Here is a 26,129-nt window from a genome sequence, read left to right on the forward strand (position 1 = left end):
GGGCCTACGACCTAAGCATCTCTGGCTGTCGGACGGGGCAGGAATTCGTGAGCGAGTTTGAGCGGGGCGCGCTGGCGCCATGACGCTTCTCCCGCCGCGTGCTACCGCATGGCCATGCGAAGCTCTAGCCATGGCGCGCTGAAGGCCTTCCTGGCCCTGACGCTCGTGGCGGGCTGCTCGGAGGCGGCCGGCCCCGGGCAGGCCGCCTCGTCGGTGCCTGTGCCCGACGCCGGCGCCAAGCAGCGTCCCGCGGTCGTGCCCGATACGCCGCCGCCGACGGGCCCGCAGCTCCTCTCCGCATCAGGCCTCTACGACGACGTCGCGACGAAGAAGCTCGCGAGCGGCGTTCGCGAGTTTGTGCCGCGCTTCGCGCTCTTCAGCGACGGCGAGGAGAAGAAGCGGTTCTTGGCGCTGCCGCCCGGTGCCACCATCGACACGACCGACATGGACGTTTGGAAGTTCCCGGCGGGCACCAAGGTCTGGAAAGAGTTTTGGGTGGAAGGTCGTCTCATCGAGACCCGCTTGCTCGAAAAGCTTCCCGACGACGAGTGGTGGATGATGGCGTACGTCTGGCGCGCCGACGGCTCCGATGCCGACGCGTCGCTCCTCGGCGTGGCCAAGGCAGCCGGCACCAACCACGACGTCCCGTCGCAGCTCGACTGCCGCAAGTGCCACGCCGGCGGACACAGCGCGGTCTTGGGCGTCTCTGCCATTCAACTCTCGAACGGCGGCGCCGGGCTCTTGTCCAAGTTCGTCGCCGACGGCTTGCTATCGGCGCCCCCGTCCGGTGAATTCGAAGTGCCGGGCAACGACGTCGAGCGCGCCGCCTTCGGCTACCTCCACGCGAACTGCGGCCACTGCCACAACGAGCACACGGGTCTGCACAACCAGTCGCCCTTGCGGCTGGCCCTCAAGACGACCGACAAGCTCGCAAGCGACACCGGCGCCATGAAGAGCGTCGGCGTCGTGGCGAGGCACATCGTCCCGCCAGACATCAATCAACTCATCGTTCCCGGCGCGCCCGACGAGAGTCAGCTCTTCGTGCGCATGGCCTTCCGAGAGTCGTGGGCCATGCCACCGCTCGGAACCAAGATCGGCGACCTAGAAGGCACCACGGCCGTCTATCGCTGGATCAAGGCGCTGCCGTAGCGAAGACGCCTGACACGACCAAGCTCCCGACGCCTCAGTCTTCGAGCATCGCCTTCGCGGCGCGCGCCGCCTCTTTCGACGAGAGCACGGTGATCTTCGCGCCGCCCTTGCCACCAGCCGGTGCCGGCACGTCTTTGTGCGGAAAAATGCGCGGCCACAGCGACCCTTCGCTCTCGGAGAGATCACGACCCGCCACCTTGTACATCCGCTCGAGCTCGGCGCGACGGAGCTCGCGACCGCCTTCATCGATGGCGAGGACTTGCTCGTAGAGCTTGATGCCTTCCTCGCTGAACTTAGGCGAGGCTGTCAGGCGATACTCGATGCGCCCCGGCGCACCAGGTTCGCTGCCATTGACGAAGTCGCGCTTCTGCAAGAGGAACGACGCCATCGGCTTGAGCACGCCGTTGCGCGGAACGAGCACCGTCATGCGCGTCTCGCAGGGGCCCTTGGGTACCGCGAGGCATTGATCGTCTTGCGCCGTAATGACGACCTCGGGCCCCATGCGCTCCATTCCGAGGTAGGGCTTGGGCGTCGTGGCTTTGTAGGCGCCTACGGCGTAGGCCTCTGCGTTTTCGTCGAGAGACCGCACGAGCGCGATGGCGCCACCGGTCGCTCCGTCTTTGAACGTGTGCGTGCGGAACCAGACAACCTTGAGACGATCGCCGCCGGAGCCGACGAGGACGTCGGGCTCCTCGATGGTGCGAGGCCAGCCGCGATCGCTGGTGCCGCCCTCGAGGATCGGGTCCTTGAAGACCGCCTTACCGGTGCACGCTAGCGCGTCCTCCGGGAGCTTGCGGTTCGCCGCATCGTAGGACGGAAAGACGAGCTCCCAATACTGAAGGTCGCGAAGGCGCTTCACCGTGCCACGCGACGTCGGGCGCACGGGCATGGGCATGATGCACGCCGGGACCGGCGCGTTCTGCCGCGCGACGTCTTCGTTTCGCGCCGGCTGGGCCACGCTGCTGCAGCCGAAACCAGAGAGCGCGGCCACGAGAGCGACCGACGACCCGACGAGGGCCCCACACTTTGCGTCCATCGCGGTCATCGTAGGTCGCGGACCTGGAATCGGCCCACTTTCGGGCGGCACGGCAAGAAGGCGCGACGGCAGCACCACTGGCGGCCCTTACGACATCGTCGCGCGGGCCTCCTCCGCGTTGTCACTGAGCACAAATTTGGCCTTGAGGGCCTTGCCCTCGGCGCTCCGCAAGGTCGTCGTGACCCCGAGCTGGGCGCCGCGCTCGCCGAGCTGGAAGCGGGGCGTCTGATCGTCCTTGAGGAGCAGCTCGACCTCGGCCTCGAGGACACCGCGCGTGAACTGCTGCACAACCTCGCGGAGCTTCGTGTGATGCTTCCCGCCAGGCAAAAGCGCCTCGAAGAGCTCGTAGTCCACGGGGCCGACCTGCACGCCGAAGCGCCCCGTCCGGTCAACGACCGAGCGACCAATGGTGAAGTTCGTCCCGAGGGTGCCGTTGCGGAGCCCGAGCTGCGCCCGCTGGTCGTCGCTGAGCATGACGCGTCGCTCGAGGAAGCTCTCGACGCCGACGGCGATGCCGGGAAAGACGCGCGTGAGGACCGTCTCGAGGGTGCGAGCCGACCGGGTGCGAACGGCGAGCAGTGGCGCGAGGGCCAGGAGGTCAATCGGCGGAATGCCTAGATTGGGCGTCGCGCCAAAGCCGTCGACCCCCACGAAGGAGAGCACCCGCTGCGTGAGCCGATCGGAGCCGTCGGCGCGATGGGACGCGTACATCCGGGTCTTCTTCCACGCGCGGTAGAAGAGGCTGATGAGGCGGTGATGGAAGATGTCGTAGAAGGCTCGAAGGCTGCCGCTGTCGTCCTCGTTCTTGAGGACGTCCTCCGACATCGTCGTTGGCAGGGGCGAGTTCGCGCCGAAGAGTCCGAGGAACGTGCTGGTGACCTCCGCGAAGACCAGGCCGTGGCGTGCAACGCGGGGGCGCACCTTCGACACGTCCCCCGCGGGGAATCCGAGGCTCGGGTCGTGCCGGAAGCGAACGGCCTCGTTGACGAGCGGCCCCCGCTCTCCGATCGGCGCAGCGCCGGGGTTTAGGTGCTCGAGGATGCGCACCACCTGAAAGAAGGCGAAGCGATGGCCGTTCGTCTCGAGCAGGCGCGTCAGCTGCTCCTCCGTCTCAGGATTCTCCGTCTCGTCGTAGGGGCGCCGTGGCTCCACTAGACCCGGCCCTTCATAGGAGGGTCACCGAACCGCTCCGCGCAGGCCACACGTACTTCTGCTTCGTGGTGAGGCCGCTCAGGGTCATGCGCGAGAAGGAGTTGAGGGAAACGTAGTGGCCAAAGAACCGCTCGAGCACCGAACCGAAGAGGTAGAGGTCGCCGTCTCCCTGGAAGCCAGTCTCCTCAGCATCGACCTCGATGTCGATGCCTCGAACAGGCACCCCGCGAAGAAGCCTCTCGGACGGCTTGAGGCGGATGTCCTTCAGGGCCGCCATGCGCAGCTCGCCGGCGCGAGCCGCCTGCCGGTCCACGATGGCATGGAGGTTGTAAACGTCGAGCACGGAGCGCAACACGTCCAGCTCGGTAAGGGCACGAATGCCCATGGCCGCATGCGCAACCACTCGCCAGTGAAGCTCACGACCAAACGGGGGCGACACATGCGGCCTCACGGCGAACAGGTTTCGGAAGGAGACACCGATGGGTGAGGTTCCCGTCGCCACGCGAATCTCGCCGGCCCGGAGCGCATTGGCGTGACTCCGATTCGTGGCCAGCAAGTCCAGCGACGCGACATCAGCATCCGGCAAGAGATTCGCTTGGGAGGCTGAACCGAAAGACACGGTCAGATCCACGCCATCGCCAACGACGCTCGGAGCGTAGTGTGGAGTGTAAAAAATGCCGCTCGAGTCCGCGGCCCCCGAGTGACTGAAGTCATAGAAGCACGGCAGTTCGACTCGCTTTCCACTGTGCCGAAGGATCGTGGTGACTCGCTCGATCGAGTAGACCTCGCCGGCACGCACCGAGAGACCGGTCGGCTTGACGCGGAAACGTTCACGCCCCACCGCCAAGCGAACCGGCTCTGCGCTCGTCTGAAACACGTTGACGATCGGGACGCAGTGAAGCTTCACGCTATCCTTCGTCACCGGTGCTGCGTCCACGAGGCGTCGATCGAATCGCAACGCGAGAACCAGGCCGTGCGGCGACTCCATGCCGAGTGCGCCGGCAGCCTCGCGGACTCCGTCGATGTCGACGAAGGCAAATTTCTCGGGCAGGACGTAGTACTCCTCGAGCAATCGGAAGCCGTGAAACGTGGAGCTCCCCATGGGTAACAGCGACTGGTCGGCGTCGAAGCTCCGAACCTTGAGGGAGCGTTTGCCGAGCGAGACTTCGCCCCGAATGCGACCGTCAGGGCCCACCGCTCGCAGCAGCACATCGTCGGTGCGCTCCAACACCCACGACCAGAGCCGCAGAGCCTCGTAGCCCTCCCCCGGGAAGTGCAGCCGCAGGCTCTCCGGCAGGCTATCGCGGGGCGGGACCCCGACGGCCGCGTCAAGGGACAGCTTTAGCTCCTGTTTGCCGTGCGGGATGGACTCGAGGCGGACGTCGGCAATGGCGACGGGCGAAATCTCGGTAGCGGTGGTGCTCCGGAATCGGCAGGCGACGCCGTTCACGTCGACGCTTGAAAACTCGGCGAACGCGGGGACTACGGTGCGATCGCGAGCACCGGTCATGAGCGGGGAGAACTCGAGGATTGAACAGGCCGGCAACGGGCGAAGGAGGTGGGGAAAGAGCAGCGTCGCTACGCCAACGACGATTTCGGGAAGCTCATCGTCCAGCTTCTGCCGAAGGCGTCCCGTAAGGAACGCGACCCCCTCCAACAAGCGTTCAACGTCCGGATCGCCACCCCGGTCAGCGAGCATCGGGGCGAGCATGGGGTAGGCCTGCGAGAACTCGCGGCCCAACTCCCGCAGGTACGCGAGCTCGTCCTTGAAGTACTGATTGAATGAAGACAACGGCTCACGATAGCGAAGCGCGACGTCCCGGTGCAAACGGACGACACGTCCGCTCGGCTGCCTGGCGACGCCGCGCCGACCGCCCGCGACCAAGGCGGTCCTTGCGACTCAGTAGAGCTCGAATCGGTTGACGACTCGGAGCAGCTCGCCGGTCACCGGCTCGATGTTCGGCGTCTGGTGCACGATCTGAACGAGTGCGATGCGCATGCTGCTGCGCGCGAGAAACTCGTGGCTCACGTTCTCGTACGGCCCCTTGGTGCCCGGCACGGTGCGTCTCAGCACGTAGCCGCGACCCTGAGCGTTCCAGGTCGCAATCGGCACGCGGCCGCCGATGATCTTCGCCCCGAGGGCGGCCTGATCTTCCTCGTATCGAGCGAGCACCTCACGCCACGGGTCTTGCGGCGACTCCACGCGCTCGTAGATCGAGAAGATGTACTCCGCTGGCGAGACGTATTCGATGAAGCGCCGCTCGGGCTCGAGGCCGGCACGCCTCACGAGCCAGTTCTTGGGCCTCGGGAAGCACGCACCTCCATCGAAGACGCAGACCCCGATGTACTGGGGATTGGGCGGCTCTTCCGCGTGGTCGAGTTGCGGGTAGCGACGCTCGAACTGGCTCAGTTGGCCGGCGAGTTCGTCGTATTGGTAGAAGACCTTATTCTGGAACGCGAGGGGCTCCGGCGCCGTAGAGCATCCGGCACAAGCCATGAGCGCGAGGGCGACGCCGAGGCCGGTCTGAGAGACGCGCTGCATGGTTTCTAGCGTAGGTCGGCGCACGCTATTGGCCCAAGAAGTTGCGACAGAAAATTCGCGCGTCCTTTTCGCCTCCGCTATGACCCTCATCGAGGTCTCATGGCAACGCACTTCACTCTGGCGGCTCTCTGCGTGCTCTCCGTTGGCTGCACCACTGGTCCGAAGTCCGCGTACCTCACCACGCCGGAGGCGTCCCCGAAGGTCGTCGCCGAGGGCTCCTTGCCGGAGCTGCGCATCAAGCCCGAGGTCTGCCAAGGCGTCGCGGAGATGCGTCCCGAATACACGGTGCTCGACGAATCGTCCTTGATGCGCTTTCTCCAGGCACGCGGCTACGAGGTTCGTCGCACGCGAGCGCGAGCCGACCTCGTCTACGTCGACGTCGTCAACGGCGGCGGAGAGATTCCCGTGCGCCTTCGCGTCGCCGTCTTGCCGACGGCCCAGGAGGCGGGCCGCGACTTGCACCAAGCGATCCTCGAACACGGCCCCGGCTCGTGGGGCGTGCACCGCTCGAACCTCGCCGTGCTCGCCCCCATCGGCTCGGAGCAGCAGCTCACTGCTTTCGCCGCCAAAACACAGCTCGCGTGCTGGGGCGTGCTGACGGCGGCGGGACGCGACGACACGTTCGTGATCCCCGGCGGCTACACCGAGCTCTGACCGCTCGCCGCGGGTCCGGGCACCGGCGCTCCGTTTCGAAAGAGGCACACGGGGCGGCCGCAGGGGAACATCCCCAACGCCGCCCCGGGTGGGTGTGCACCTAGGCCTTGTCGAGCTTGCCTACGAGGCTGAGCGTGAAGAAGGCGCCCATGTATTTGAAGTGGGGCCGCAGCTTCATGTCCACCTTGTACCAACCGGCGTTGCCCTCGACGTCCTCAACGAGGATCTTGGCCTCGCGAAACGAATGCGTCGAACGAATCTCCGACGAAACGTTGTCCATGCCGACGACATACTGGCCCAACCAAGTGTTGAGCTGATCCTCGAGGTCGCCTCGCTCCTTCCAGGAGCCAATCTCCTCGCGCTGAAGGACCTTGAGAAAGTGTGCCACGCGAGTCGTAAGGAATAGGTACGGCAGCTGGGTGCCGAGGCGATAGTTCATCTCAGCCTCGCGGCCTTCCGCCGACTGGCCGAAGTACTTCGGCTTTTGGCAGCTGTTCGCTGAGAAGAAGCAGGCGTTGTCCGAATCCTTGCGGAAGGTCAGGGCGATGAAGCCCTCTTCCGAGAGTTCGTACTCGCGACGTTCGCTGATCATCACCTCGGTGGGGATCTTGGTCTGAATTTCCCCCATCGCTTCATACTGGTGCAGTGGAAGGTCTTCGACCGTTCCGCCTGATTGCGGGCCGATGATGTTGGGGCACCAACGATACTTGCCGAAGCTGTCGGCAAGCCGCGTGGCAAACGCGAAGGTGGCATTGCCCCAGAGGTAGGCGTTGTGATCGCCGACGGACTGCTCCTCATAGTTGAAGGAGCGCACCTTGTTGCTCGCCTCCCCATAGGGGAGCCGGAGCAAGAAGCGCGGCATGAGGAGCCCGACGTAGCGCGAGTCCTCCGATTCACGGAAAGACTGCCACTTCGCGTATTGGGGGCCTTCCATCAAGGCACGAAGGTCCTTGAGGTTGGGCAGCGAGAGGTAGTTCTCTGTCCCAAAGAACTTCGAACTTGCAGCGGCCATGAATGGCGCATGGGCCATGGCCCCCACAGCCGCACACTGCTGGAGCAAGGCGATGTCTTGTGGCCCCGGGCCGAAATCGTAATTGCTGATGATGGCGCCGTAGGGCTTGCCACCGAACTGACCGTACTCCGCGGTGTACACGGTCTTGTAGAAGCCGCTCTTCATGATCTCCGGAGCGTCCTCGAAGTCCATCATGAGGTCGTCTTTGGAGCAGTTGAGGAGCTCGCACTTGATGTTCTCGCGGAAGTCCGTGCGATCGACGACAAACTTGAGTCCGCGCCACGCGGACTCGAGTTGCTGGAACGCCGGATCATGGAGGACGAGATCGAGCTGCTTGGAGATGCGAGCGTCGATCTCGGCGATGAGACTGTCGGCGAAGGCTCGGTCGACCTTCTTCTGGCCGCGGGTTGGCGTCAGAAGCTCCGTAATGAACGCCTGCACGCCACGACGCGTGACCTCATAGCCCTCGTCATTGGGCTTGAGCTTCGTCTCGCCAATGATGGCATCGAGGAGCGACTCCTCCTCGACCGATGCGGGCGCGCCGCCGCTGCGTTGTTGTTCCGCCATGATCAGCCTCCGTCCTTCGAGAGCCCAAGCTCTGCGATGAGCTTGTCGCGGGCGGCGTCATCTTTGAGGAGCGCCTCAATCTTGCGCTTGAACGCGGGCACGTTCCCGAGCGGGCCCTTCAGCGCCGTGATGGCCTGGCGAAGCTCGAGGAGCTTCTTGAGCTCGGGCACCTGCTCCGCTACGCGTTCGGGACCGAAATCGGCGAGTGACTTGAACTTGAGCTTCACGTCGAGCGAGCTGCCGGGCTCGCCTGAGAGGACGTCAGGTACGCTGATGTGCAAACCGAGGTCTTGCTCGCCGAGCACCTGATTGAAGTTGTCCTTGTCGATGTTGATCGGCTTTCGATCCTCCACCGGCCGCGGATCGGGGCGGCCCGTGTAGTCCCCGATGAACAACATCTTGAGGGGGAGCTCTACGTCCTCCTTCGCGTTACCGGTGGCCGGCTTGTAGCGGATGTTGATGCGCTCTCGGGGCGCGACGGAACCTTCCTTCGCCATGGGCTCTCCTTCACTTCGTGTCACGACGCGGCAACCAATTGCCGCTCAAGGATGTGGTTTGCAGAGTGTACCCCGTTGCCATCGATCTGGTCACCTTTGGGTCAGGGCAAGGGCGGCCTCGGGGTCAATGCGGCAGAGTTTGTCGAAGAGTTGCGCCTCGCGGGCACCTTGGTCCGGGTTCTCGCCACCTTGGCCGCGGAGTGCCTGAATGAGAAGCTGATACAAGGACGCACACAGGGCCGGGTCCCATTCCTCGAGTTGGTGCCTGCCAACAACATCGAGGAGACTCTCAAGCACGGCACGGGCCAGCTGAAATTGGCCCTGTTCGATGGCCATGGTCCCGGCCTGGAGCATGCCGCGAAAGCGCTCCCGGCCACTGCCGGCACGGTTGGCCACCTTCACGGCGTCGCCCAACGTTTCGACGTGCTGCGCCACCGAAGGCGGTGGAGCCGCCTCCTCGTTACCCCCTTCCGCTGGAACCGCTCGCGCCCGCGGCGCCGGCGGGTGCAGCCACTTGCGCGACGCCTCCGTTGCGTAGGGGATAATGAAGAACCGCGGTTCCGGCTGCCCGTCGAAACGCGCCAGGATCTCCCGGGCGCCGCGGTCGGCCTCTTTGCGTGCATCGTCGCGGCCGAGCTGAGCCAGCGCCGTCGAGAGCGTGTAGTGGAGCTCGAGCCACGACGGGCTCGCGCGAAGCAAGCGTTCGCCGACCTCGACGACGGCCGCCCAGTCCTCGCGGCTGAGCGCTTCGCCGAGCTCGGTAACCGCCGCCCCTTCGGGGGGCCGGACGTCATCCACGTTGCCAAGGGCCGCCGGCAGGAGCCGCGCCGCGAGACGCGAGACGCGATAGGCCGTCGGGTCATCAGGCGCGTCGGCGCGAAGGAGATCGGCGACGTCGAACAAAAGCGGCGTCACCGTATCCAAGGCCCCGCGCGCCTCATCGGCGCTGGTCGGGGCGGCCGCAAGAAGCGCTGGCGGAGCAAACGGATCCTGCTCGACGCGAACGACCATGACAGATGGTGCCGGCGTAGACGCGCGGTCGCCGCCACCGCCCTCTTGGGGGTCATCCGCGTACGCGTGCGTCTCGGCGGTTGCGCCGCGCCGCGGCTCCCCGACGGGCGCCGGTGCGGGGGGCGGCGGTTGTGGAGGCGCGTCGGCCGGCAACGCCCGCACGAACCTGTTCATAGAGCCGCGCAGCCGACCGGGGCCTGGGTGACTCTCGCCAAGGCGCTCCGCCAACGCGGCATCGAGCTCTTCTAAGAGCGATTGGCTCAGGACGACCGCTTCACGCTCCTCGGCGACGACTTCGCGGCCGTCGAAGAGCGGGTCAATCTGCTCGGTAAGCCACGCGTAGAGGTTCGCGCGACCGCGGCTCCTCTTCACATCGGGGAAGGCCGTCGTCCAGTGCGCGTGGACCATGCCGAGGACCAGGTGGGCTGCGGCGGCGAGGTCGGCAAACGCTGGCGTCGGGCGTTGCTGAACGGTCGCCAGCGCCCACCAGATCACCAACCGGAAGTCCTTGGTGTCGTTCGTAAGGAGCCGCGACGTCCCCTCGATGATGCCCGTCCAATTGGGCTTGCCGCCGCTGACGCTCGTGAGCTTGTCGATCTCGGCCTTCGCCGCCTCGAAGCTAGGATCGAACGACATGTCGCGCCCACCGGGCGCCGGTGACAGTGGCGCGAGGAGCGGGGCGTGCCGTGCGTCGAGTTCCTCCCTGAGTGACATCAGGCCCCGAACCACAGCGCTTGCATGAGGTCAGACACCGAAGCGTCGCCGCGCAAGAGGACCGCCTGGAGCGAAGGCGGGAGCGACGCGATGAGGTCGCCCTGTGGCGCGGAGGCGCGAAGATCGCTGATCGTCTCGCTCCTCGGGTCGGGGCACCAGAGTTCGGCAAAGGTCGAGCCCGAGGGGCGGCCCAGCTGGAGGAAGACGTCGCCCTTCTGTCCGTCAAAGAACCAAAAGAAGCTCGGGGGCGTCGTCGCGCGAAAGGCGCATCGGGCGAGATCGAGCCACAGCGCCGCCGCGTTGACGCCGAGCGTGCCTACGGGAAATCGCGCGCCCAAAGAGACGCTGGCGACCTTCCCTTCGCGGACCGGCCGCGCCATCTCCACGAGCGTGTAGAGCGCACGCGCCGGGTGGCCCACGTCATCGCTCCCGTAGATCTCACGCCACGAGTCCGCGAGCCGCGTAGCCCTCGTCCACGACTCGTAGTGCCAAGACAACGGAGTCGCGTCGGCGATGGCGACGGTGCCGGGGAGCGCAGCGTCGACCTCCGCCGCCGACGTCGCACGCGACGCCGCATCGATGGCGACAACGGCTTCGTCGAGGAAACCTCCGAGCGCGTGGAGCAAGAGCTGCGGCCCCATGTCGACGCTCAGGGGAGCAAAGATGGCCAGCGGGAACGCTCGACCCACCGAGTCCTGGCTCGGCTTGAGGACACCGGCGACACCGCGGCTGCGGTCGGGTCCCAGCGGCACCTGCACCACGAACGCGTAGATGCTCCCCGCGAGAAAGGGCGCCTTCCACGTCGAGCCGCGCTTCTCGTGGGCGTACGTGACCCCTTGGTGAAGCCACTCCTCGAAGGCTCGCGTCGCCTCGTTGGTCAGGCCCGCCCTAACGAAATCGCCGATTTTCGGCACCTTGCCGAAGGCCCCGACGGCGTATCGCGATGAGAGCGGCGAGCTCGGGGGCGTGTTGTCCAAGACGCCTACCGCCCCCTGACGCCTCGAGAGAGCACCCGCGGGCAATCGTAGTTGCGGAACATGCGCTCCTTCTTCGTCACGTACGGCGGAAAGACGCTGTCGCGCTTCGACGGCCGGAGGTCCATCTTCACGACGGCCGCCTGCGAACGGAGGTTCCACGTGACGACCATCGTAGGCGTCGCGCCGACCTTGCCGCCGAGCGTGCCCTGCTCGATCTTGGTGGCCGAGTCGAGGAGGCGGAAGAGCCCCCACTCGCCCGGGCGTCCGATCTCCTCCACCAAGCCGCTGTAGCCACGCACGCGGACTTTGCCACCCGAGATGGCCTTGTCTTTCGCGGGCCAGCGCACGCTGAGCCACTGCTCCGGCTCGTTCTTGTAGGTGCGGTTCGCGCCGTCGATCTCGAAGGTAACCTCGGCGATGTTGTCGCTCACCGAGTGAAGGTTGATCTCGAAGTCGACGCCGGGCTCCTCTCCGCCGTCGGCGAAGGTGGCCTTCTGGAACTCGAGGCCTCGGTCGTAACACTTGAGGAACGGCCCCGTGAAGCCGATGGCCTGGTTGAAGCGCGTCGTCGGGACGAAGTGCGCGCCTTGCAGCTCGAGTTGGCCTCGGAGGTTCTTCTCGTAGAAGTCGAAGAGGAGGCCTTTAGGCTTGAAGAACTCGGAGTAGTAGGCGAGCGCCACGTCCTTCCACGTGTCGGTGAACGGGTAGCCGTCCTCCATACGCTCGTGCCACTTCTTCCACACGTCGAGCTCCCAGTTGCCACCGGCTGCGCCGGCCACATCGTGGAGCGAGCCGCCATAGGCGAGCTCGATGGGGTTTAGGAGCAGCGGCGAGAGCAAGGGGCGCGTGAAGCCACTTTGCGACCCGGTCAGAAGCTCGTTGGTGCCGCGGATGGCGTCCTCGAAGGCCGACGTGACGCTCTTGCCGTCGACGCCCCTGCCCTTTGAGTCGCGGAGGTCCGTCAAGACGGCCACAAGCTTGGAGACGATGCGATCTTGGTAGTGACCGAGGCGCGTCGCCGTCTGGGCTCCTGCCGCGGGCTCGACGTTGGTTTGGCCCGGCGCCACCGACGGCAGACCGAACTTGAGCATCGGCTCGAAGGCCGCCTCGGGCGGCGAGACCCAGCGCTTCGCGGGCGCACCGGGAAGGGGGACGAGGCCCGCGTCCACGAGTCCGAGCCGGCCCACGGTCTCGTTCTGCGTGATGGCCTCCTTGAGCTCGCCTTTGGCGATGTTCGTGACGGCCGACGCCACCTGATCCGTCTTCGCCTCTTCAAGCAAGACGTTCTCGCCGAGGACGCGCGTCAGTCGCAGGTAGGGCCACGGCACTTCGCTCAGCGCCGACAGCTCCTCAAGCGCCGTCTGGTTGCTGTCGGGCTTGCGCACGTCGAGGTCCCGAATGAACTCAGCCCAGGCGCGGGAGAAGTTGGTGAAGTAACGGTCGCGTACGTCGGCGAGCAGCTTCTCCATCTGCTCCACGCTGATGGCCTGGTTCTCACCGAGGACCCAGCGGTCGGCCGCGAGCTGCTTCGCGCGGTCTTTGCCGAGGCGACCCCGGACGTAGAGCTCCCAGCCGAGCTTCGTGAATGCGCCCGGCACCAGGACCTCGGGGCGGCTCTTCGAGGTGATGTAGGAGCCGAAGGCCGTGTTGAGGAACACGGTGTCGCGCGTGATCGGAGCGACGTTCTCGTTGGCGTCACGAACGAGGGCGCTGTAGTCGCGATCGGCCTGCGAGAGGCGGCGCAAGATGGAGCGCACGCGGTTCACCAGGTTCGCGTCGCAATGCCAAAGCGGGATCTCCTTCCGCTTGGTGAGTTCGACGTAGTAGGCGACGTGCCCCTTCAAGACCTCTTTGTCGGCCTTCTGGTTCGCGCCGAGCGCGCGCCCCCACGCCTCGGTCAGGGCGCTCGGCTCCCACTCGAGCTCGAGGTGCTCGATGTCGCACATCTCGAGGTACGCGCGGAGACGGTTGAAGTGCGTGTTGTATTGGTCCGTCGTGAGCGTGGAGCTGTCGCCCACGGCGCGCAGCTCGTCCTCGAGACGCGCCTTGCTGGGCAGCGCAAAGGCCGTCTGCAAGTTGGCGACGTAGACCGTGCGGAGCGGCTCGTAGAGGTTGTCGCCGGCGTACATGCCCCAGCGGTAGGCGATGGGCGCGCCGTCGCGACGCCAATCGTCGAGCTGCTTCAACTGGTTGCGCATCTCGTCGAGCTTCTTCGCCTTGTCGACGACGCCGACGTTGGTCTCGGCCCAGTTGACCTTGCCGGCCTCGGCGGCGAGGAGCTCCGCGGTCGCGACCAGCTCGCGGTTCTTCATGAACGTGCACGACGACGGGAGCAAGACCATCATCGCCAGAAGGAACGCGGCGGCGGCGAAGCCGATCCGTTGAATCAGCTGCCGGCGGAGCTCGCCTTCCGTGCGGGCGGCGACGTCCTGATCCGGGAACACGACGCGACGGAAGACGTCTGTGAGAAAGTAGCTCTTCGCTTCCGTTTGGGGCTGCGTGTCCGGACCGACGCTCGCGGGGCTGAGGTTGAAGGCCCGAAGCATGCCCGACACGATGCGAGAGAGCGGGCGGCCCTCTTGCGTGCCGCTCGTGAAGTACACGCCGCGGAAGATGGGCGTCTCGCTGAACTGGTTCTTCTGAAAGAGGGCGTTCAGAAACTCGGCGACGCTCGACTCGATGGCGCGAAATTCGGCCGGAAACTGGAAGATTTTGGCGCGCGCGTCGGGATTTCGCTCTTGCGCGAGCCGGCGAACGGAGCGCGCGTGCAACGTGGAAACGAGGCGCTCGAATTCTTCCTGGAAAGCTTTGGCCGCGTCACGGTCGGGCGCGGCCGCGAGGGGAAACGTCATGCCCCACATCTGCGAGCGTTCGCTCTTCCGAAGATCGGCCCAGAACTCGGAGAACCCGTCGATCAAGTCGACCTTCGTGAAGACGACGTAGACGGGCACCACCATCTGCAGGCGGCTCATGACCTCGTCGACGCGCGAACGAATCTTGCGCGCGTAGGCGTCGATCTGTTCCTCGTTCGACTCCAGGATGTCGGTGATGCTGATGCCGACCAGAACCCCGTTGATGGGCTTGCTAGGGCGGAATTTCTTGAGCAGATCGAGGAACGACGTCCACTCGTCGTGGTCGTCAGACTCGGTCGTGTAGCGGCCGGCGGTGTCGAGGAGGATCGCGTCGTTGGTGAACCACCAATCGCAGTTGCGCGTGCCGCCGATGCCGCGGAGGCCTTTGCCGTCACCGTCGAGGACCGGGAACGGCAAGCCCGAGTGGCGAAGCGCGGTGGTTTTACCGGCGCCGGGCGGGCCCACGAGCATGTACCAAGGCAGCGCGTAGAGGGCCGTCGTCTTGCCGCTGCCAAGGCGGCTCTGGCGCAGCGCCTGGAGGCCGCGTTGGAACTGAACCTGGAGCTGCGCGATCTCCGCGCGTCGATCGGGGCGCGCGTTGATGGCTTGCTGCTCGGCTTGCTTCAGCAACTCGCGTTCGAGCGCTTTGTCGCGCATGCGATTGCGCAGCATGCGTCCGACGTACGCGCCGCCGACGATGAGTGCGGCGACGACCGTAAGGACGATCTTCAGCCACAGGGCCCAGCCGAGGAAGAACCCGCCGACCCACGTGCCGAGGACGATGAAGAGGGCGAGGAGCCAGAACCAGATCATGGCTTCCCTGCTGGCACCACCGGTGCCGCTTTGGTCATCGTGCTGGCCGCGCTCTGCGTTCCGAACCAGAGGAAGGCTTTGAGGAACATGAAGATCACGACGGTGAAGGCGAAGAAGCCCAAGCCGACGGCGACGATGGGCATGTTTTGTTTCCGCCCGCCGCGCACCGTCTCGGGCGCTTCTCCGCGGGGGCTGATGACGTCGGAGCCGGGGAGGCTCGCCGCGAGCTGGGAGCCGACGTGCTCCGAGAGCCCGAGCAGGCCATCGCCGCCGCGCACGGCGTATTTGCCCTGGAAGCCCAGCGCGAGGCAGAGGAAGTAGACCTCGAGGACGTGGCGACGATCGGGCTGCACTTGCAGCCGCTCGAGCCGCTGGAAGAAGCCTTCGCCGGCGGTGTTCTCGTTGTAGTAGACGAACTGCAGCGGGCGCGCGAGCCACTGCTGACGCCCCGGCCAGGGCGACCGGAAGATCTGCTCATCGATGAGCGCGACGACCGCGTATTTCGCTTCTTCGATGTCGCTATCGGGGATCTGCGCCTCGCGGCAGCGCCGCGTCATCGTCTCGAGCATCGCCGATACACGGCGCTGAAGCTCGTCCGGTGGCGGAAGATCGCGCCGCGTCGCGAGCTGGTTGCCCAACGCCAAGACGTCGGCGCAGGCGAAGTACATGCTGTCCGACTTGCTCAACGTCATTTCAGGCTCGAAGGATCAACGGCGTAGAGGGTGAGGGTCACGGCGGAGGGCTCGATGGGCTGGTAAAGTGCAATGGTGCCCGTGGTCACGATGTCTGACCAAAATTCTGGGGTCTTTTGCACCCGGAAGAAGACCATGCCGCCCCGCACCGGCAGCGCCCCCGGCGGTCTGTATTCGAGTTCGAGCTTAGCTCCGTTCACGGCGGAGTTCAGAATCGAGGAAATCTGGTTCCAAGACGCAATTTTCGACAATCGCGGGAGCTTGTCCCGCAGCGCCGTCTCGCCGATGGAGCCCTGCGCGCCGACGAAGAACTCGTGCTGAAGAATGCTCGGATCGGGCAAATTCCCCAGGTACATGCCGTCTTCGCGCTTCTTCAGCTCGATCTCTGTGTACTTCTCCGCGATGACCGCCTCGAGGAGAAACTCGGCTCGGTCGAAGAGCTTGCGGAAGACGTCACCGAGCTCCAGGTAGTCGAAGCGCGGGATCGCCGACGGGTCGCCGTCGACGGCGAACGTGCAGAGCTGCCCAATCAGCTGCCCGAGGGACACGTACGCATCGCTCGGATGGTGCCGCCCCTCCTCCACGAGGTGCGAGAAGACCGGGATCCAGAGGTTCAGCGCGTTCAAGAGCCAGAATTTCGTCGCGTCGCTGGCCAAGAACTCGACGGCCGCTTCGGTCCGCTGCTTGCGGGTCTCGGCGAGCGCCCGTTGCTTGCCCGTCATGCGCGAGAGGAGCCGACTGAAGCCGGTCATCAGCATCGTCGAGGCGCCGATACGCAAGACCGGCGGAATGACGTCGGTGCGAAGCGACATCGCGCCCGTCGGGCCGCGCATCACCTGCCCGATGCGCATGACGACCATGGCCTCCTGGTGCTCTTCGCCGAAGAGGAGGCGCACGGTGCGCCGCGCCCAGCTCATGGGCTGCTCCGTGGTGCCCGTGTTGTAGTCGAGCACGGACGCGTCACCGCGAATGTAGCGCGACGTCACGAGCTGCTTCGGGTCGGGGTCGAGGTTCGGCGCGTTGTCGACCTCGTCGGGCAGCGCGATAAACACGTCGAGCTGCTTCACCTGCGGACCAAAAGCCGACTCGAGCGGGCGGGGCGGAATGATGTCGTCGAAGCCGTCGCCACAGGCGATGGGCGTCCCGTCGGGAAGGATCCCAACGAGCCTCGTCACGCGAAGGGCCCCGGTCGCGAGCGCGCGCTCATCGATCTCGATGTCGACGACGCCCCAATCGTAGCGATTGGTCGCGCGCACGCGCTCTGTGAGCAGCGTCTCGTGGTAACGATCGAGCTGCTGAAAGTGGTGCTGCGTAACGAACAGCCCCTCGTTCCAGAGAAGCTTGCGCGGCTTCATTTTTCGGCCTTTTCCGCGGCCTTCGCTGGAGAGAGCTTGGCGCTCGACTGGCGCGGCCAGCGCCCCTCGGGGTAGTCGTCGAGGTGATCGGCGCCGTCGTCGATGCGAGTGCCGTCGAGCCACACGACGTAGTGCGGGTTCAGGTTGCTGCCGCCATCGCACTGGCCGTCGGGACAATCGGCGCCGCACTCGCCCTTCCCTGGCGGCGGCGGGAGGTCGAAGCTCGTCCACCAGGTTCGCCCGCTCGGGTTGCGGAAGAGTCCCATGGCCACGATGTTGAGGGCCGCTTCGTCTCGCTCGAAGCGGACGTCGGCGCGCGACTCCGGGTAGACCGTGATCTCCTGCATCGAGACGTAGTCGTCACCGAGGGTCTTCTGGTCCTTCTTCCAGATGTCCTCGAACTCCGCGAAGTTGAAGCGGGCGTCGCTCTTCGATTGGTAGATGCGAAGCTGCACCGGACGAGCCTCGCCCGTCTCCGTGGGATTGAGGCGCCGGGAGCCGAGGATCGTCATGTCGACGACCTGAAACTTGCACCGGTCGGGCGCCGCCTTCGCGGCCGGTGGTGGCGTCGTCGTGCACGCGAACGCGGTCGCTCCCACGGCGACGGTCACGAGGACCGCGGACGCCGCACGTGAGAGCGAAACTCGAGCCCAGCTGCGCCAGTCTTCCACCATTACCTCCGAGCTCTCATGTCGTGACGATGTTGCCCTGCGCGTCGAGCGCGAGCCGAATCTTGTCGAGGGCGCTGCCATCGGCGAGGCGGCGCAAGATCTCCGCCGAGAGAATCGGCAGCACGCTGCCGCGCAAGATGTGGTCGGCGTTGCGGGCACCGCTCTCGACCTCGCGGCAGCGCGCCGCGATGGCGTCGACCACGGCGTCGTCGATCTGAAGGTCGATGCCGTGGGAGGCGCGCGCGCGGTTCGCGACGCTCTTCAGCTTCATGCGAACGATGGCCGCGAGGGCGTCGGCACGGATCGGGTAGTACGGCACGACGGTCATGCGGGCCAGGAGCGCCGGCTTGAAGTGCGCCGAGAGCGTCGGCTTGATCAGCGTGACCATGTCGTCGAGCGACGGAGGCGCGTCGCCCGCCGGATCGGCGGCGTTGGTGATGAGATCGGTCGCCAGGTTCGACGTCAGGATGAGGACCGTGTTCTTGAAGTCGATGACGCGACCTTCACCGTCGGCGAGCATGCCCTTGTCGAAGACTTGGTAGAACAGGTTCAAGACGTCGCGATCGGCCTTTTCGACCTCGTCGAGGAGCACCAGCGAGTAGGGCCGCTGGCGGACGGCCTCCGTCAACATGCCGCCTTCGCCAAAGCCCACGTAGCCCGGCGGCGAACCGATGAGGCGGGAGACGGTATGGCGCTCCTGGAACTCGCTCATGTTGATGGTGCACATGAAGCGCTCACCACCAAAGAGGATGTCGGCGAGAGCCAACGCCGTCTCGGTCTTGCCGACGCCGCTCGGGCCCACGAGCAGAAAGACGCCGATCGGCTGCGTCTCGGACTTCAGGCCCGAGCGCGCCGCGCGAATCTCGCGGGCCACGAGATCGAGCGCGTGGTCTTGCCCGCGCACGCGCGCCCTTAGCCGCGGCTCGATGTCGAGGATGGCCGCGATGTCGTCTTTAACCATCTTGCCGACGGGAATGCCGGTCCAGTCGCCCACGACGGCGGCGACGATCTCCGGGTCGACGTCGGCGTGCACGAGGAGGTCTTCCGGCTTGATGGCCTTGAGCTCGTCGAGCGCTTTGCGAAGGTCGGGCCTCTTGGCCTCGGCGCCTTCGGTCACTTCCTTTCGGAGACCGTCGACGCGTTCCACGATGGCGCGCTGGGCCGCCGTCCTCGCCTCGAGCTCGGCGATGGAACCTTCAGCGGCTGCCTTGCGCTCGAGGGCGTCTTTGCGCGCCTCCTGATCGATGACCAGGCCGGCGCGCTCATCGCGCTCCAGCGCTTCGAGGTGCCGATGGATGGCCGCAAGCTCGGCCTTGCGATCCTCGAGGGCCGACGGCGGCGCGCCGCGCAGAACCTTCACGCGAGCGGCGCTCGTGTCGAGAAGATCGACGGCCTTGTCGGGCAAGAGCCGCCCGGAGATGTAGCGACTCGAGAGCGACACGGCGGCTCGAACCGCCTCGTCCTGCACGATGATCCCGTGCGCTTCCTCGAAGCGCTTCGCGAGGCCACGGAGCATCAGGGTCGCGTTATCGAGGCTCGGCTCGTCGACCTTGACCGGCTGAAAGCGGCGCTCGAGGGCGGCGTCTTTTTCGAAGTACTTCTTGTATTCGGTCCAGGTGGTCGCCGCGATCGTGCGGAGCTCGCCGCGCGCCAACGCCGGCTTCAAGAGGTTGGCCGCGTCGCCGCCCCCCTGCTGTCCACCGGCGCCGATGATCGTGTGGGCCTCGTCGATGAAGACGACGATGGGCTTCGGCGAAGATTTCACCTCGGCGATAACGCCCTTCAACCGGTTCTCAAACTCACCCTTCACGCCAGCGCCGGCCTGAAGCGCGCCGAGATCCAAGACGAGGAGGTGAACGCCTCGCATCTGCTCGGGGACCGAGCCCTCTGCGATGCGGAGCGCGAGGCCCTCGACGAGCGCCGTTTTGCCGACGCCCGGCTCGCCGACGATGACCGGGTTGTTCTTGCGACGGCGCGAGAGGATGTCGACGAGCTGCCGGATCTCGGGCTCGCGACCGAACACCGGGTCGAGCTCCCCTTTCCTCGCGCGCTCCGTGAGGTCGCTGGTGAAGCGAGCGAGCGCGCCGTCGGGCGGTCCGAGCGCCGTGGCGCCCTTGAGTCCCTCGGGCCCCGCGCCGCCGCCGCCGCCAGTCGAGGCACCCGTCTCGGAGATGGTCGTCTGCTCTTTGGCTTCACCGCTCGACGCGGCGATGACCGCAAGGTTCTTGCGGAGCTCCTCACGAGGGAGTTGCTCGAAGACCGGGACCTCGGTCGCCGTGTAGCGGGTCGGCGCCGCCGCGAGGCGCACCAAGAGGCCACCGGAACGGACCTTGGCCTCGCCGAGCTCCGTCGAGCCGTAGAGCCACGCGTCTTGGATCCACTCAAGGAGCAGCGGACTGAAGGCCGGCTTGCCCGCGTTTCCGCTCCGAAGATCGCCCAGCGCCCGCGAGATCGCTGAACGCGCCGTCGTCAGGTCGAGCCCGAGCGCCTCGAGCACGGTCGTGACGTCGCTGCCTCGGTCGTCGAGAAGCGCGAGCATGACGTGCTCGGTGGTCACCTCGTAGTGACGCGACTGCATGCACATGGCCGCGGCGGCCTCGAGAGCGCGCGTACACGTTGGGTTGAGCTTGCGGAGGAGTGGGCGGGGTTCGACGACGAGCATGGCGGGCTATCCTATCCTCGCGTGCCGTTGCTGCGCACGTCTGCCGGAAGGGTGATGCCGGGACCGCTGCCCCGGGCCGAGTCGTCCTCCGGTTGCCCGTCGGCGGCGCGTGAAGGTTCCCGCTCGGAATCGTCGATGCGGCCCTGAGTGCGACGCTTCATGATGCGGTTCATCGACTTGGAGGACACCTCGACGATGAGGAGCATGCCCTTTTGGAGCTTGCCGTCGGGGTCGAGGTAATTGTCGCTCGCGATTTGTGACGCGCTGGTGCCGAAGGCCTTTGCAATGCCGGTGATGCTCTCGCGCTCGCCCACTCGATAGAGAATGACGCGGCCGGCAGGCCCTTCTTGGTCGTCGTCGCGCGGCACGTTACGAGCCACGCGCGCCGGTCGCCGCGGCTCATCGAGCGTGGCAGCGGTTCGGGGCTCGGCGTCGAAGAAGTCACCGCGGCGACGCGACGCCGAGCGGCGGGGCGCGTCGTCGGAGCCCCAGTCGAAGTCCTCGCGCCCGTCGTCGAGGCCCTCGCGGTCGCGCTTTTCGAGGAGGCGCGGCAGGATCGTCTGCGCCCGGGCGATGCCCGACGACGGCACGTGCACCGCGAGCGTTCGCCCTCGGTCAGGGACCGTGTCAGACAGGATCTCCGGGTTCAGCTCGCGAATGGCCTTGACGCTCGTGCCCGACGCGCGGGCGACCACGGCGAGCGGGGTGCCTGAGGGCACGTCGAGATCGGCGGTGGCGACGGGCGGATCCACGCGCACGTCGTCGAGGCCGAAGCGGTCGAGGTTGCGCAAGATGATCGCCGCGGCGAGGACCTTGGGGACGTAGAGCTGGGTCTCGCGCGGCAGCACGCCCTCGAGCTCCGACAGCATCCAGAAATCGTTGGTCGACACGTCCTTGATGCGATCGACAAGGGCCTTGTAGCCCATGTTGTAGGCGGCCAACGCGAGCTCCCAAGAGCCAAAGCGATCGCGCATGTCCGACAGGTGTTTCACCGCCGCTTGCGAGGCCCGCTCGACACTCCGCCGCTCGTCGATGTCAGCTTCCACGGCGAGGCCGTAGATGCGTGCGGTGCTGGCCATGAACTGCCAGAGGCCCACGGCGCCCGCTGTCGACACGGCCTTGGGCGAATAGCCGCTCTCGACGAACACAACGGCCTGAAGGTCCTGCGGCATGAGCTGCTCGCGGAGCGCTCCGCTGACGGTCTTCGAGTAGCGTCCGCTGCGCTTTAGCCAAGTCCGGAACACGCGGCGCCCATCGGCGTTCTGCGTGAAGTAGTCGACGTATTGGCGGACGCGCTCGTGAGCGCGAATCGGCATGTCGGGCATTCGCAAGTTGGCGAGCCAGGAGGTGTCCTCCGTGGCGTCGCGCGGCGCCTGCACTTCGCGCCCTTCACGGGGGGCCTCGTCGACGCGGCTCGCCGTCTCGGTCGGGCGTGACGCGTCGGGGAGGTTCTTGAAGAGGTCGGACTCGGAGCTCCGCAGCGCTCGCAAACGCGCCGACTCGGCGGCGCTCCCCGCCGGGCGGCTGGCCGCGAGCAACTTCGCGTTAGGCGTCGCGCCGGCAGACTGGGTGAGCTCCGGGAGCTTCTGCGCGTCGCCCTGATAGCGGGTGCCGTGCATCGGCATGAACACCGCAAAAAGGACCCCCACGCCGAACAGTCGAAGGATCCCCATCTGGTTTCGTCGGAGCAACCGTCCGAGCCCCTGCGCCGATCCGAAGGTCGTCATGTAGGTCACACTCGCACAATGTCATCTGGCGCTCCAAGAAAGTGGCGAGCGGGCTGGGCGGGTGGCGAGGAATGATGCCGTGCCGGGCCAGCGTGATAGCGTCTGGCCGTGGCCGCGGGACTGGTTGTCCGCATCGTCGACACCAAGACGGGTGCTCAAGAAGAGCGGTCGTTCGACCGTTTCCCCGTGCGCGTCGGGAGAAACGAGCTGAACGACCTGATGCTCGACTCACCCTTCGTGTCGCAATTTCACGCGGTTATCGAGGCGCACAACGGCGTGCTCCACCTGCGCGATCTGGGGAGCCTAAACGGCACCTTGCTCCGCGGCAGCGGGCGCGCCGCGGCGAACACGCCCATCGATTTGACGCCCTACGGTGGCGAGTTCGCCATCGTCACCTTGATCTTCCAGCTCCAAGTGATGGACGTCGAGTCGACGGTCACCTACCGGCGGCAAGGCCGCATGGTGGGCTTGGCGGAAGCCGAGAGCGAACGGCGCGACGACTTCGGCGACTCCACGCAAGCGGGCCTGAACCTCGGCCTGGAGATCGGCGCGGCAAAGGCCATCTCGCAGCTCACGCCCTTTTACCAGCAGCAGCGCGAGGCGACGGTCTACCTGCTCCGCAGTCTCGAGGAGACGCTCGACACGCTCGAGCCGGAGATGCGCTCGCGCGCCGTGATGGCCGTTCGCCAGCAGATGCCAGAGCTGAGCGGCGATCCCGAGTTCAAGAAGCTCTTCGCGGCACACGGAATCGGCGAGGCCGAGCCGATGTCGACGAGCAACGACGCCTTCGCGCATCGCGCCATCTTGGAGATGTTCGCGACCTACCTGCCGAACGCGCCTCCGCCACAGAGCGTCGATGACATCGCGATGTTCCTGCAGTGCCTGCAGGACTCGATGGACGTGTTCCTCCGGGGTTTCGTGCGCCTCCGCGAAGGCCATCGGCAGTTCGAGGCACAGATGGATATTCGCCGCGGCCCCGAGGAGACGGGCACCGCCGACGTGGAGAGCGCAACAACCGCCGAAGAGCTGGCGCGAGCACTCCTCGATTTTCGCAGCGGTTCGCCTGACGCCCCGCGCGACGTCGAGGGCGCGTTCGCCGATCTGATGATTCACCAGGTCGCGCTCCTGAACGGCATCATGAACGGTGTCAAGTCGCTGCTCGCGGAGCTCTCGCCGGCCGCCATCGAGCGTTACGCGGAAGATCCGAGGAGGCGTGGCGCCGGCGGCCTCCAGATTGGGCCGTTCCGGTACCGGCAGCTCTGGGAGCTCTACGCGGAGCGGCACTCGGACTTGGCCGACGAGGAGCGCGAGGCCTTCGGGCTCATCTTCGGACCGGACTTCGCGCGCGCGTACGCAACGTTTCGACGGACGGCCACGGGTCAAGCGTGGGCTACCGGCGCCGTCGGCACCGTGCGTCCCGAGCGCTGAACGCCCTTGGCTCGCGCGAGCGAGACGCCTTCGCTGTCGCGAAAGTTGGCCAGGGATTTCGTCTCCCATTACCGTTTTGCGAACTCAGCGAAGGCCGAGGAATCTGCCGGTCTCCTGACCTCGAGGACGCCCGAATGGCCAAGCTCGCTCGTCTCATAGCCCTCTGTCTCGCGCTGGTGCTCGGCGCCAAGGAGGCGAACGCCCAGGTCAGCCCGGAGCCCAAACGGAGCGACGGCTGGGGCACGGTCACGACGATCACCATGGTCGCCGGCGGCGCGACCGAGCTCCTGATGCCGCGTATCTTCTACGCGGACCCCGAGGTCACGGTGGGCTGGAAGGCCCGATGGCACGTGTCGGTGCTCGCGCCCGTGATGACGCTGACGTCGGCGACCTTGCTCAACGACCTCGCGCTGAAGAACCTCTTCAAGTCACACCGCCCCGGTTGCGATGAGTCGAACAACAAGCTCGCCGGCTGCGAGTCCTACGGCTCGCCTTCCACGCACGCCTTCGCCAGCTTCTCAGCCCTCGGCCACGGTGCGGCGGTCTTCGTCTTCGACACGTTCAAGTGGAGCGGCGGACGATTCAACGGCGGCGCCTTCGCCGGCCACCTCGCCGGACCGCTCGTCCTCGCGGGCATCACCGGCGTCGGACGCAGCGTCGGTGACTACGAGTCGTTCGGACAGGTCCTCGTGGGAGGCACCATCGGCCTTGGCGTCGGCTTCTTGAGCGGCCTCACCTACTCGCTGATGCAGCGCCCCGAGTGCGGCTACACGGGCTCGCTCATCTGCTGGTAGGATCCGCTGGCAGCGGAGCAGTTCAGGCGTTGGCCTCGTCGCTCGCTGGGATACCCTTCGACATCGAGGTCCTTTCCTCTCCGAAGATGGTGCGCCATGTCGAGTGGTGACGAGCAAGATGTCGAGACGGATGTGCCGGCCTTCCGCATCGCGGTCGTGGCGGAGCTGACGCCGCGGGAGGAGTTCCGAACCGCCGAGGCGCGCGACCCAACGGCCCTCCCCGTCCAGCGCACCACTTTCGACGAGACGCTCGCCAAGCTCGTTCCTCCGTTCACCATCGACGTGGATGACCCGTTCGGAGGCGCGCCGCTCCCGATCGATCTGCGCTGGCAGGCGCTCCGCGACTTGCGCCCTGACGGACTCGTCGACACGACGCCGATCCTCTCGGCGTTGCTCGAGGCGAAGCGCGTCTTGAGCGACGCCGGCTCCGCCAAGCGAGGCCCCGCCGAGGTGCGCGCGCACCTGGCGCGTGTGCTTCCCCGCGAGGGATGGGCGGCGTCGCTGACCGACGGAGCCGCGCCTTCCCCCGCGCCGGCCGCGCCGGCGGTGACCACACCCGAAGCGTCAAGCCTCGACGCGTTGCTCGACAAGGTGGACCTCACGACTCCCGCGGAGAGCCCCGGCGCCGATCCGATTTCGTCGCTGCTCTCGGCGGTGACCAAGAGCAGCCGCCCCAAGGCCGCGGCGCCGGCGGGCGCGACGGCCAACGTCGACGCGGCCTTCGTCCGCGTCCTATCGTCGATCTTGATCCACGACGAGGTCCGCCGCTTGGAGCGCCTCTGGCGCAGCGTAAAGCTCCTCGTAGACCACGCCGACGCACGACGGGGCGTCGAGGTGTTCCTCGTTTCTGCCTCCGATGCGGAGATCGACGGTGTGCTCGAGGCGCTCGGTGACGCTGACTCGGGCGCCTTCGACCTCGTCGTCCTCGGCGACGAGCTCCGGGCAACGGCGTCGTCGCTTGAGCGCGGCAAGCGAGCCGCCGCAGCTGGGGAGGCGATGCACGCGCCGGTCTTCGTTTCTGGCTCGGCGGAGCTGGTGGGCGGCACAGATTTGGCGTCCCTCGGCCGCGGTTCGCGCAAGCTATCGAACCAAGACGACGCGCGCTCCGTTGCCGTTCGCGCCGCGGCGGCCGACGACGCGATGCGCTGGCTCTTCGTCGCGCTGAACGGCGTATGGCTCCGCGCCCCCTACGACATGGCGGGCTCGCGCCTTCGCGGCATCTCGTTTCAGCAGCCGACCGACGACGAACGCTCTTGGGTGTGCGCCTGGCCCGCCTTCGCGCTCGCGGCGCTCTGCGCGAAGAGCTTCGCGGAGACCGGCTTTCCCACGCCCATTACGGCCCCCGCCCACGGGCTGAGCGGCCTCGTCGTTCGTGAGGTAAGCGACCGAGGCACAAGCGCTGCCGTGGCCACCGAGGCGTTCGTCAGCGACAGCGTTTCGCGCGAGCTCGCCGACGCGGGACTCGTGTGCTTTACAGGCATCGCGAACCGCGACGCGGCGCACGTGCTCACGGCGCGGGCCCTCGCACGGAGCGGCGGAGCGGCGCCGAAGGCGGCGGAAGGAACGCTTGCCGACGCCCTCTTCGTTGGAAGCATTGTCCGCGCCCTTCGGGAGCTCGGCGCGGCCATCCCGCCGAGCACACCGGAGGCGAAGATCGGCGCCGTCGCCGAGGCCGTTCTCCTCGAAATGTTCGCCGGCGCGCGTCCCCACGGCCCTGAGGTCTTCGCCGAAGCGAAGAACGGGGTTCTGTCGCTGCGCATCGTTCCTCACCGCGTGGCGGGGGTCACTTTGGAGGAGCTCTCCCTCGAGCTTCCGTTGCGCTAG

At 66.5% G+C, this 26,129-nt stretch carries 19 protein-coding genes; 5 read left to right on the forward strand and 14 right to left on the reverse strand.

What is annotated here, in order from left to right; translation table 11 throughout:
• Positions 1-114: 114 nt before the first annotated feature.
• Positions 115-1,149 (forward strand): hypothetical protein, encoded by a 1,035-nt coding sequence (locus tag IPG50_16345; GenBank protein ID MBK6693759.1) that lies wholly within the window; start codon positions 115-117, stop codon positions 1,147-1,149.
• Between the two features lie 34 nt (positions 1,150-1,183).
• On the opposite strand, the gene IPG50_16350 is transcribed toward IPG50_16345, so the two are convergent.
• The 4 genes from IPG50_16350 to IPG50_16365 all read right to left on the reverse strand — a co-directional run bounded on the left by IPG50_16350 (position 1,184) and on the right by IPG50_16365 (position 5,879).
• Complete coding sequence (locus IPG50_16350) at positions 1,184-2,185, reverse strand: hypothetical protein (protein MBK6693760.1); 1,002 nt, start codon at positions 2,183-2,185, stop codon at positions 1,184-1,186.
• Between the two features lie 87 nt (positions 2,186-2,272).
• Positions 2,273-3,337, reverse strand: a complete 1,065-nt coding sequence (gene tssG / locus IPG50_16355; GenBank protein MBK6693761.1) for a type VI secretion system baseplate subunit TssG — start codon at positions 3,335-3,337, stop codon at positions 2,273-2,275.
• A gap of 13 nt (positions 3,338-3,350) precedes the next feature.
• Positions 3,351-5,129, reverse strand: a complete 1,779-nt coding sequence (tssF, locus tag IPG50_16360) for a type VI secretion system baseplate subunit TssF (GenBank protein MBK6693762.1) — start codon at positions 5,127-5,129, stop codon at positions 3,351-3,353.
• A 108-nt stretch (positions 5,130-5,237) separates the two neighbouring features.
• The gene (locus tag IPG50_16365) at positions 5,238-5,879 is read right to left on the reverse strand and encodes a hypothetical protein (protein MBK6693763.1); all 642 of its coding nucleotides are present in this window, start codon (positions 5,877-5,879) and stop codon (positions 5,238-5,240) included.
• Positions 5,880-5,978: 99 nt separating this feature from the next.
• Between IPG50_16365 and IPG50_16370 the strand changes: the two genes are divergently transcribed.
• On the forward strand, positions 5,979-6,533 hold the full coding sequence (locus IPG50_16370; protein ID MBK6693764.1) for a hypothetical protein: 555 nt from the start codon (positions 5,979-5,981) through the stop codon (positions 6,531-6,533).
• 100 nt (positions 6,534-6,633) lie between these two features.
• Here IPG50_16370 and tssC read toward each other — a convergent pair whose 3' ends face one another.
• The 10 genes from tssC to IPG50_16420 form a co-directional block, all read right to left on the reverse strand.
• Entirely contained in the window at positions 6,634-8,112 is a 1,479-nt protein-coding gene (gene tssC, locus IPG50_16375; protein ID MBK6693765.1) for a type VI secretion system contractile sheath large subunit, read from the reverse strand.
• A 2-nt stretch (positions 8,113-8,114) separates the two neighbouring features.
• Positions 8,115-8,609: a type VI secretion system contractile sheath small subunit gene (gene tssB / locus IPG50_16380; protein MBK6693766.1), complete on the reverse strand. Its 495-nt coding sequence runs from the start codon at positions 8,607-8,609 to the stop codon at positions 8,115-8,117.
• 90 nt (positions 8,610-8,699) lie between these two features.
• Positions 8,700-10,334, reverse strand: coding sequence for a type VI secretion system domain-containing protein (locus IPG50_16385; GenBank protein ID MBK6693767.1), 1,635 nt, complete (start codon positions 10,332-10,334; stop codon positions 8,700-8,702).
• Complete coding sequence (gene tagF, locus IPG50_16390; protein ID MBK6693768.1) at positions 10,334-11,311, reverse strand: type VI secretion system-associated protein TagF; 978 nt, start codon at positions 11,309-11,311, stop codon at positions 10,334-10,336. The genes IPG50_16385 and tagF overlap by 1 nt, the downstream gene beginning before the upstream one ends.
• A gap of 5 nt (positions 11,312-11,316) precedes the next feature.
• Positions 11,317-14,976 carry a type VI secretion system membrane subunit TssM gene (tssM, locus tag IPG50_16395; protein MBK6693769.1) on the reverse strand — a complete coding sequence of 1,220 codons (3,660 nt, stop codon included), beginning with the start codon at positions 14,974-14,976 and terminating at the stop codon, positions 11,317-11,319.
• Entirely contained in the window at positions 14,973-15,668 is a 696-nt protein-coding gene (locus IPG50_16400) for a DotU family type IV/VI secretion system protein (protein MBK6693770.1), read from the reverse strand. Before IPG50_16400 ends, tssM begins: the two co-directional genes overlap by 4 nt.
• Entirely contained in the window at positions 15,665-17,023 is a 1,359-nt protein-coding gene (tssK, locus tag IPG50_16405) for a type VI secretion system baseplate subunit TssK (GenBank protein MBK6693771.1), read from the reverse strand. The genes IPG50_16400 and tssK overlap by 4 nt, the downstream gene beginning before the upstream one ends.
• The gene (gene tssJ / locus IPG50_16410) at positions 17,020-17,634 is read right to left on the reverse strand and encodes a type VI secretion system lipoprotein TssJ (protein ID MBK6693772.1); all 615 of its coding nucleotides are present in this window, start codon (positions 17,632-17,634) and stop codon (positions 17,020-17,022) included. Before tssJ ends, tssK begins: the two co-directional genes overlap by 4 nt.
• Before the next feature lie 76 nt (positions 17,635-17,710).
• A complete protein-coding gene (gene tssH, locus IPG50_16415; protein ID MBK6693773.1) occupies positions 17,711-20,356 on the reverse strand; it encodes a type VI secretion system ATPase TssH in 2,646 nt (881 codons plus the stop codon).
• Between the two features lie 11 nt (positions 20,357-20,367).
• A complete protein-coding gene (locus IPG50_16420) occupies positions 20,368-22,083 on the reverse strand; it encodes a transglycosylase SLT domain-containing protein (protein MBK6693774.1) in 1,716 nt (571 codons plus the stop codon).
• A gap of 108 nt (positions 22,084-22,191) precedes the next feature.
• Between IPG50_16420 and IPG50_16425 the strand changes: the two genes are divergently transcribed.
• The 3 genes from IPG50_16425 to IPG50_16435 all read left to right on the forward strand — a co-directional run bounded on the left by IPG50_16425 (position 22,192) and on the right by IPG50_16435 (position 26,129).
• A complete protein-coding gene (locus tag IPG50_16425) occupies positions 22,192-23,511 on the forward strand; it encodes an FHA domain-containing protein (protein ID MBK6693775.1) in 1,320 nt (439 codons plus the stop codon).
• A 254-nt stretch (positions 23,512-23,765) separates the two neighbouring features.
• A complete protein-coding gene (locus tag IPG50_16430; GenBank protein MBK6693776.1) occupies positions 23,766-24,305 on the forward strand; it encodes a phosphatase PAP2 family protein in 540 nt (179 codons plus the stop codon).
• Between the two features lie 96 nt (positions 24,306-24,401).
• Positions 24,402-26,129: a type VI secretion system contractile sheath large subunit gene (locus IPG50_16435; GenBank protein MBK6693777.1), complete on the forward strand. Its 1,728-nt coding sequence runs from the start codon at positions 24,402-24,404 to the stop codon at positions 26,127-26,129.

It is taken from the genome of Myxococcales bacterium (assembly GCA_016703425.1).
In the GTDB taxonomy this organism is placed as follows: domain Bacteria; phylum Myxococcota_A; class Polyangia; order Polyangiales; family Polyangiaceae; genus JADJCA01.

What these genes read in the sequence shown, in the direction of transcription:
- IPG50_16345 (MBK6693759.1), top strand. Translation starts at nt 115, where the DNA reads ATGCGAAGCTCTAGCCATGGCGCGCTGAAGGCCTTCCTGGCCCTGACG.
- IPG50_16350 (MBK6693760.1), bottom strand. Translation starts at nt 2,185, where the DNA reads ATGGACGCAAAGTGTGGGGCCCTCGTCGGGTCGTCGGTCGCTCTCGTG.
- IPG50_16365 (MBK6693763.1), bottom strand. Translation starts at nt 5,879, where the DNA reads ATGCAGCGCGTCTCTCAGACCGGCCTCGGCGTCGCCCTCGCGCTCATG.
- IPG50_16370 (MBK6693764.1), top strand. Translation starts at nt 5,979, where the DNA reads ATGGCAACGCACTTCACTCTGGCGGCTCTCTGCGTGCTCTCCGTTGGC.
- tssC (MBK6693765.1), bottom strand. Translation starts at nt 8,112, where the DNA reads ATGGCGGAACAACAACGCAGCGGCGGCGCGCCCGCATCGGTCGAGGAG.
- tssB (MBK6693766.1), bottom strand. Translation starts at nt 8,609, where the DNA reads ATGGCGAAGGAAGGTTCCGTCGCGCCCCGAGAGCGCATCAACATCCGC.
- IPG50_16385 (MBK6693767.1), bottom strand. Translation starts at nt 10,334, where the DNA reads ATGTCACTCAGGGAGGAACTCGACGCACGGCACGCCCCGCTCCTCGCG.
- tssM (MBK6693769.1), bottom strand. Translation starts at nt 14,976, where the DNA reads ATGATCTGGTTCTGGCTCCTCGCCCTCTTCATCGTCCTCGGCACGTGG.
- IPG50_16400 (MBK6693770.1), bottom strand. Translation starts at nt 15,668, where the DNA reads ATGACGTTGAGCAAGTCGGACAGCATGTACTTCGCCTGCGCCGACGTC.
- tssK (MBK6693771.1), bottom strand. Translation starts at nt 17,023, where the DNA reads ATGAAGCCGCGCAAGCTTCTCTGGAACGAGGGGCTGTTCGTTACGCAG.
- tssH (MBK6693773.1), bottom strand. Translation starts at nt 20,356, where the DNA reads ATGCTCGTCGTCGAACCCCGCCCACTCCTCCGCAAGCTCAACCCAACG.
- IPG50_16420 (MBK6693774.1), bottom strand. Translation starts at nt 22,083, where the DNA reads ATGACGACCTTCGGATCGGCGCAGGGGCTCGGACGGTTGCTCCGACGA.
- IPG50_16435 (MBK6693777.1), top strand. Translation starts at nt 24,402, where the DNA reads ATGTCGAGTGGTGACGAGCAAGATGTCGAGACGGATGTGCCGGCCTTC.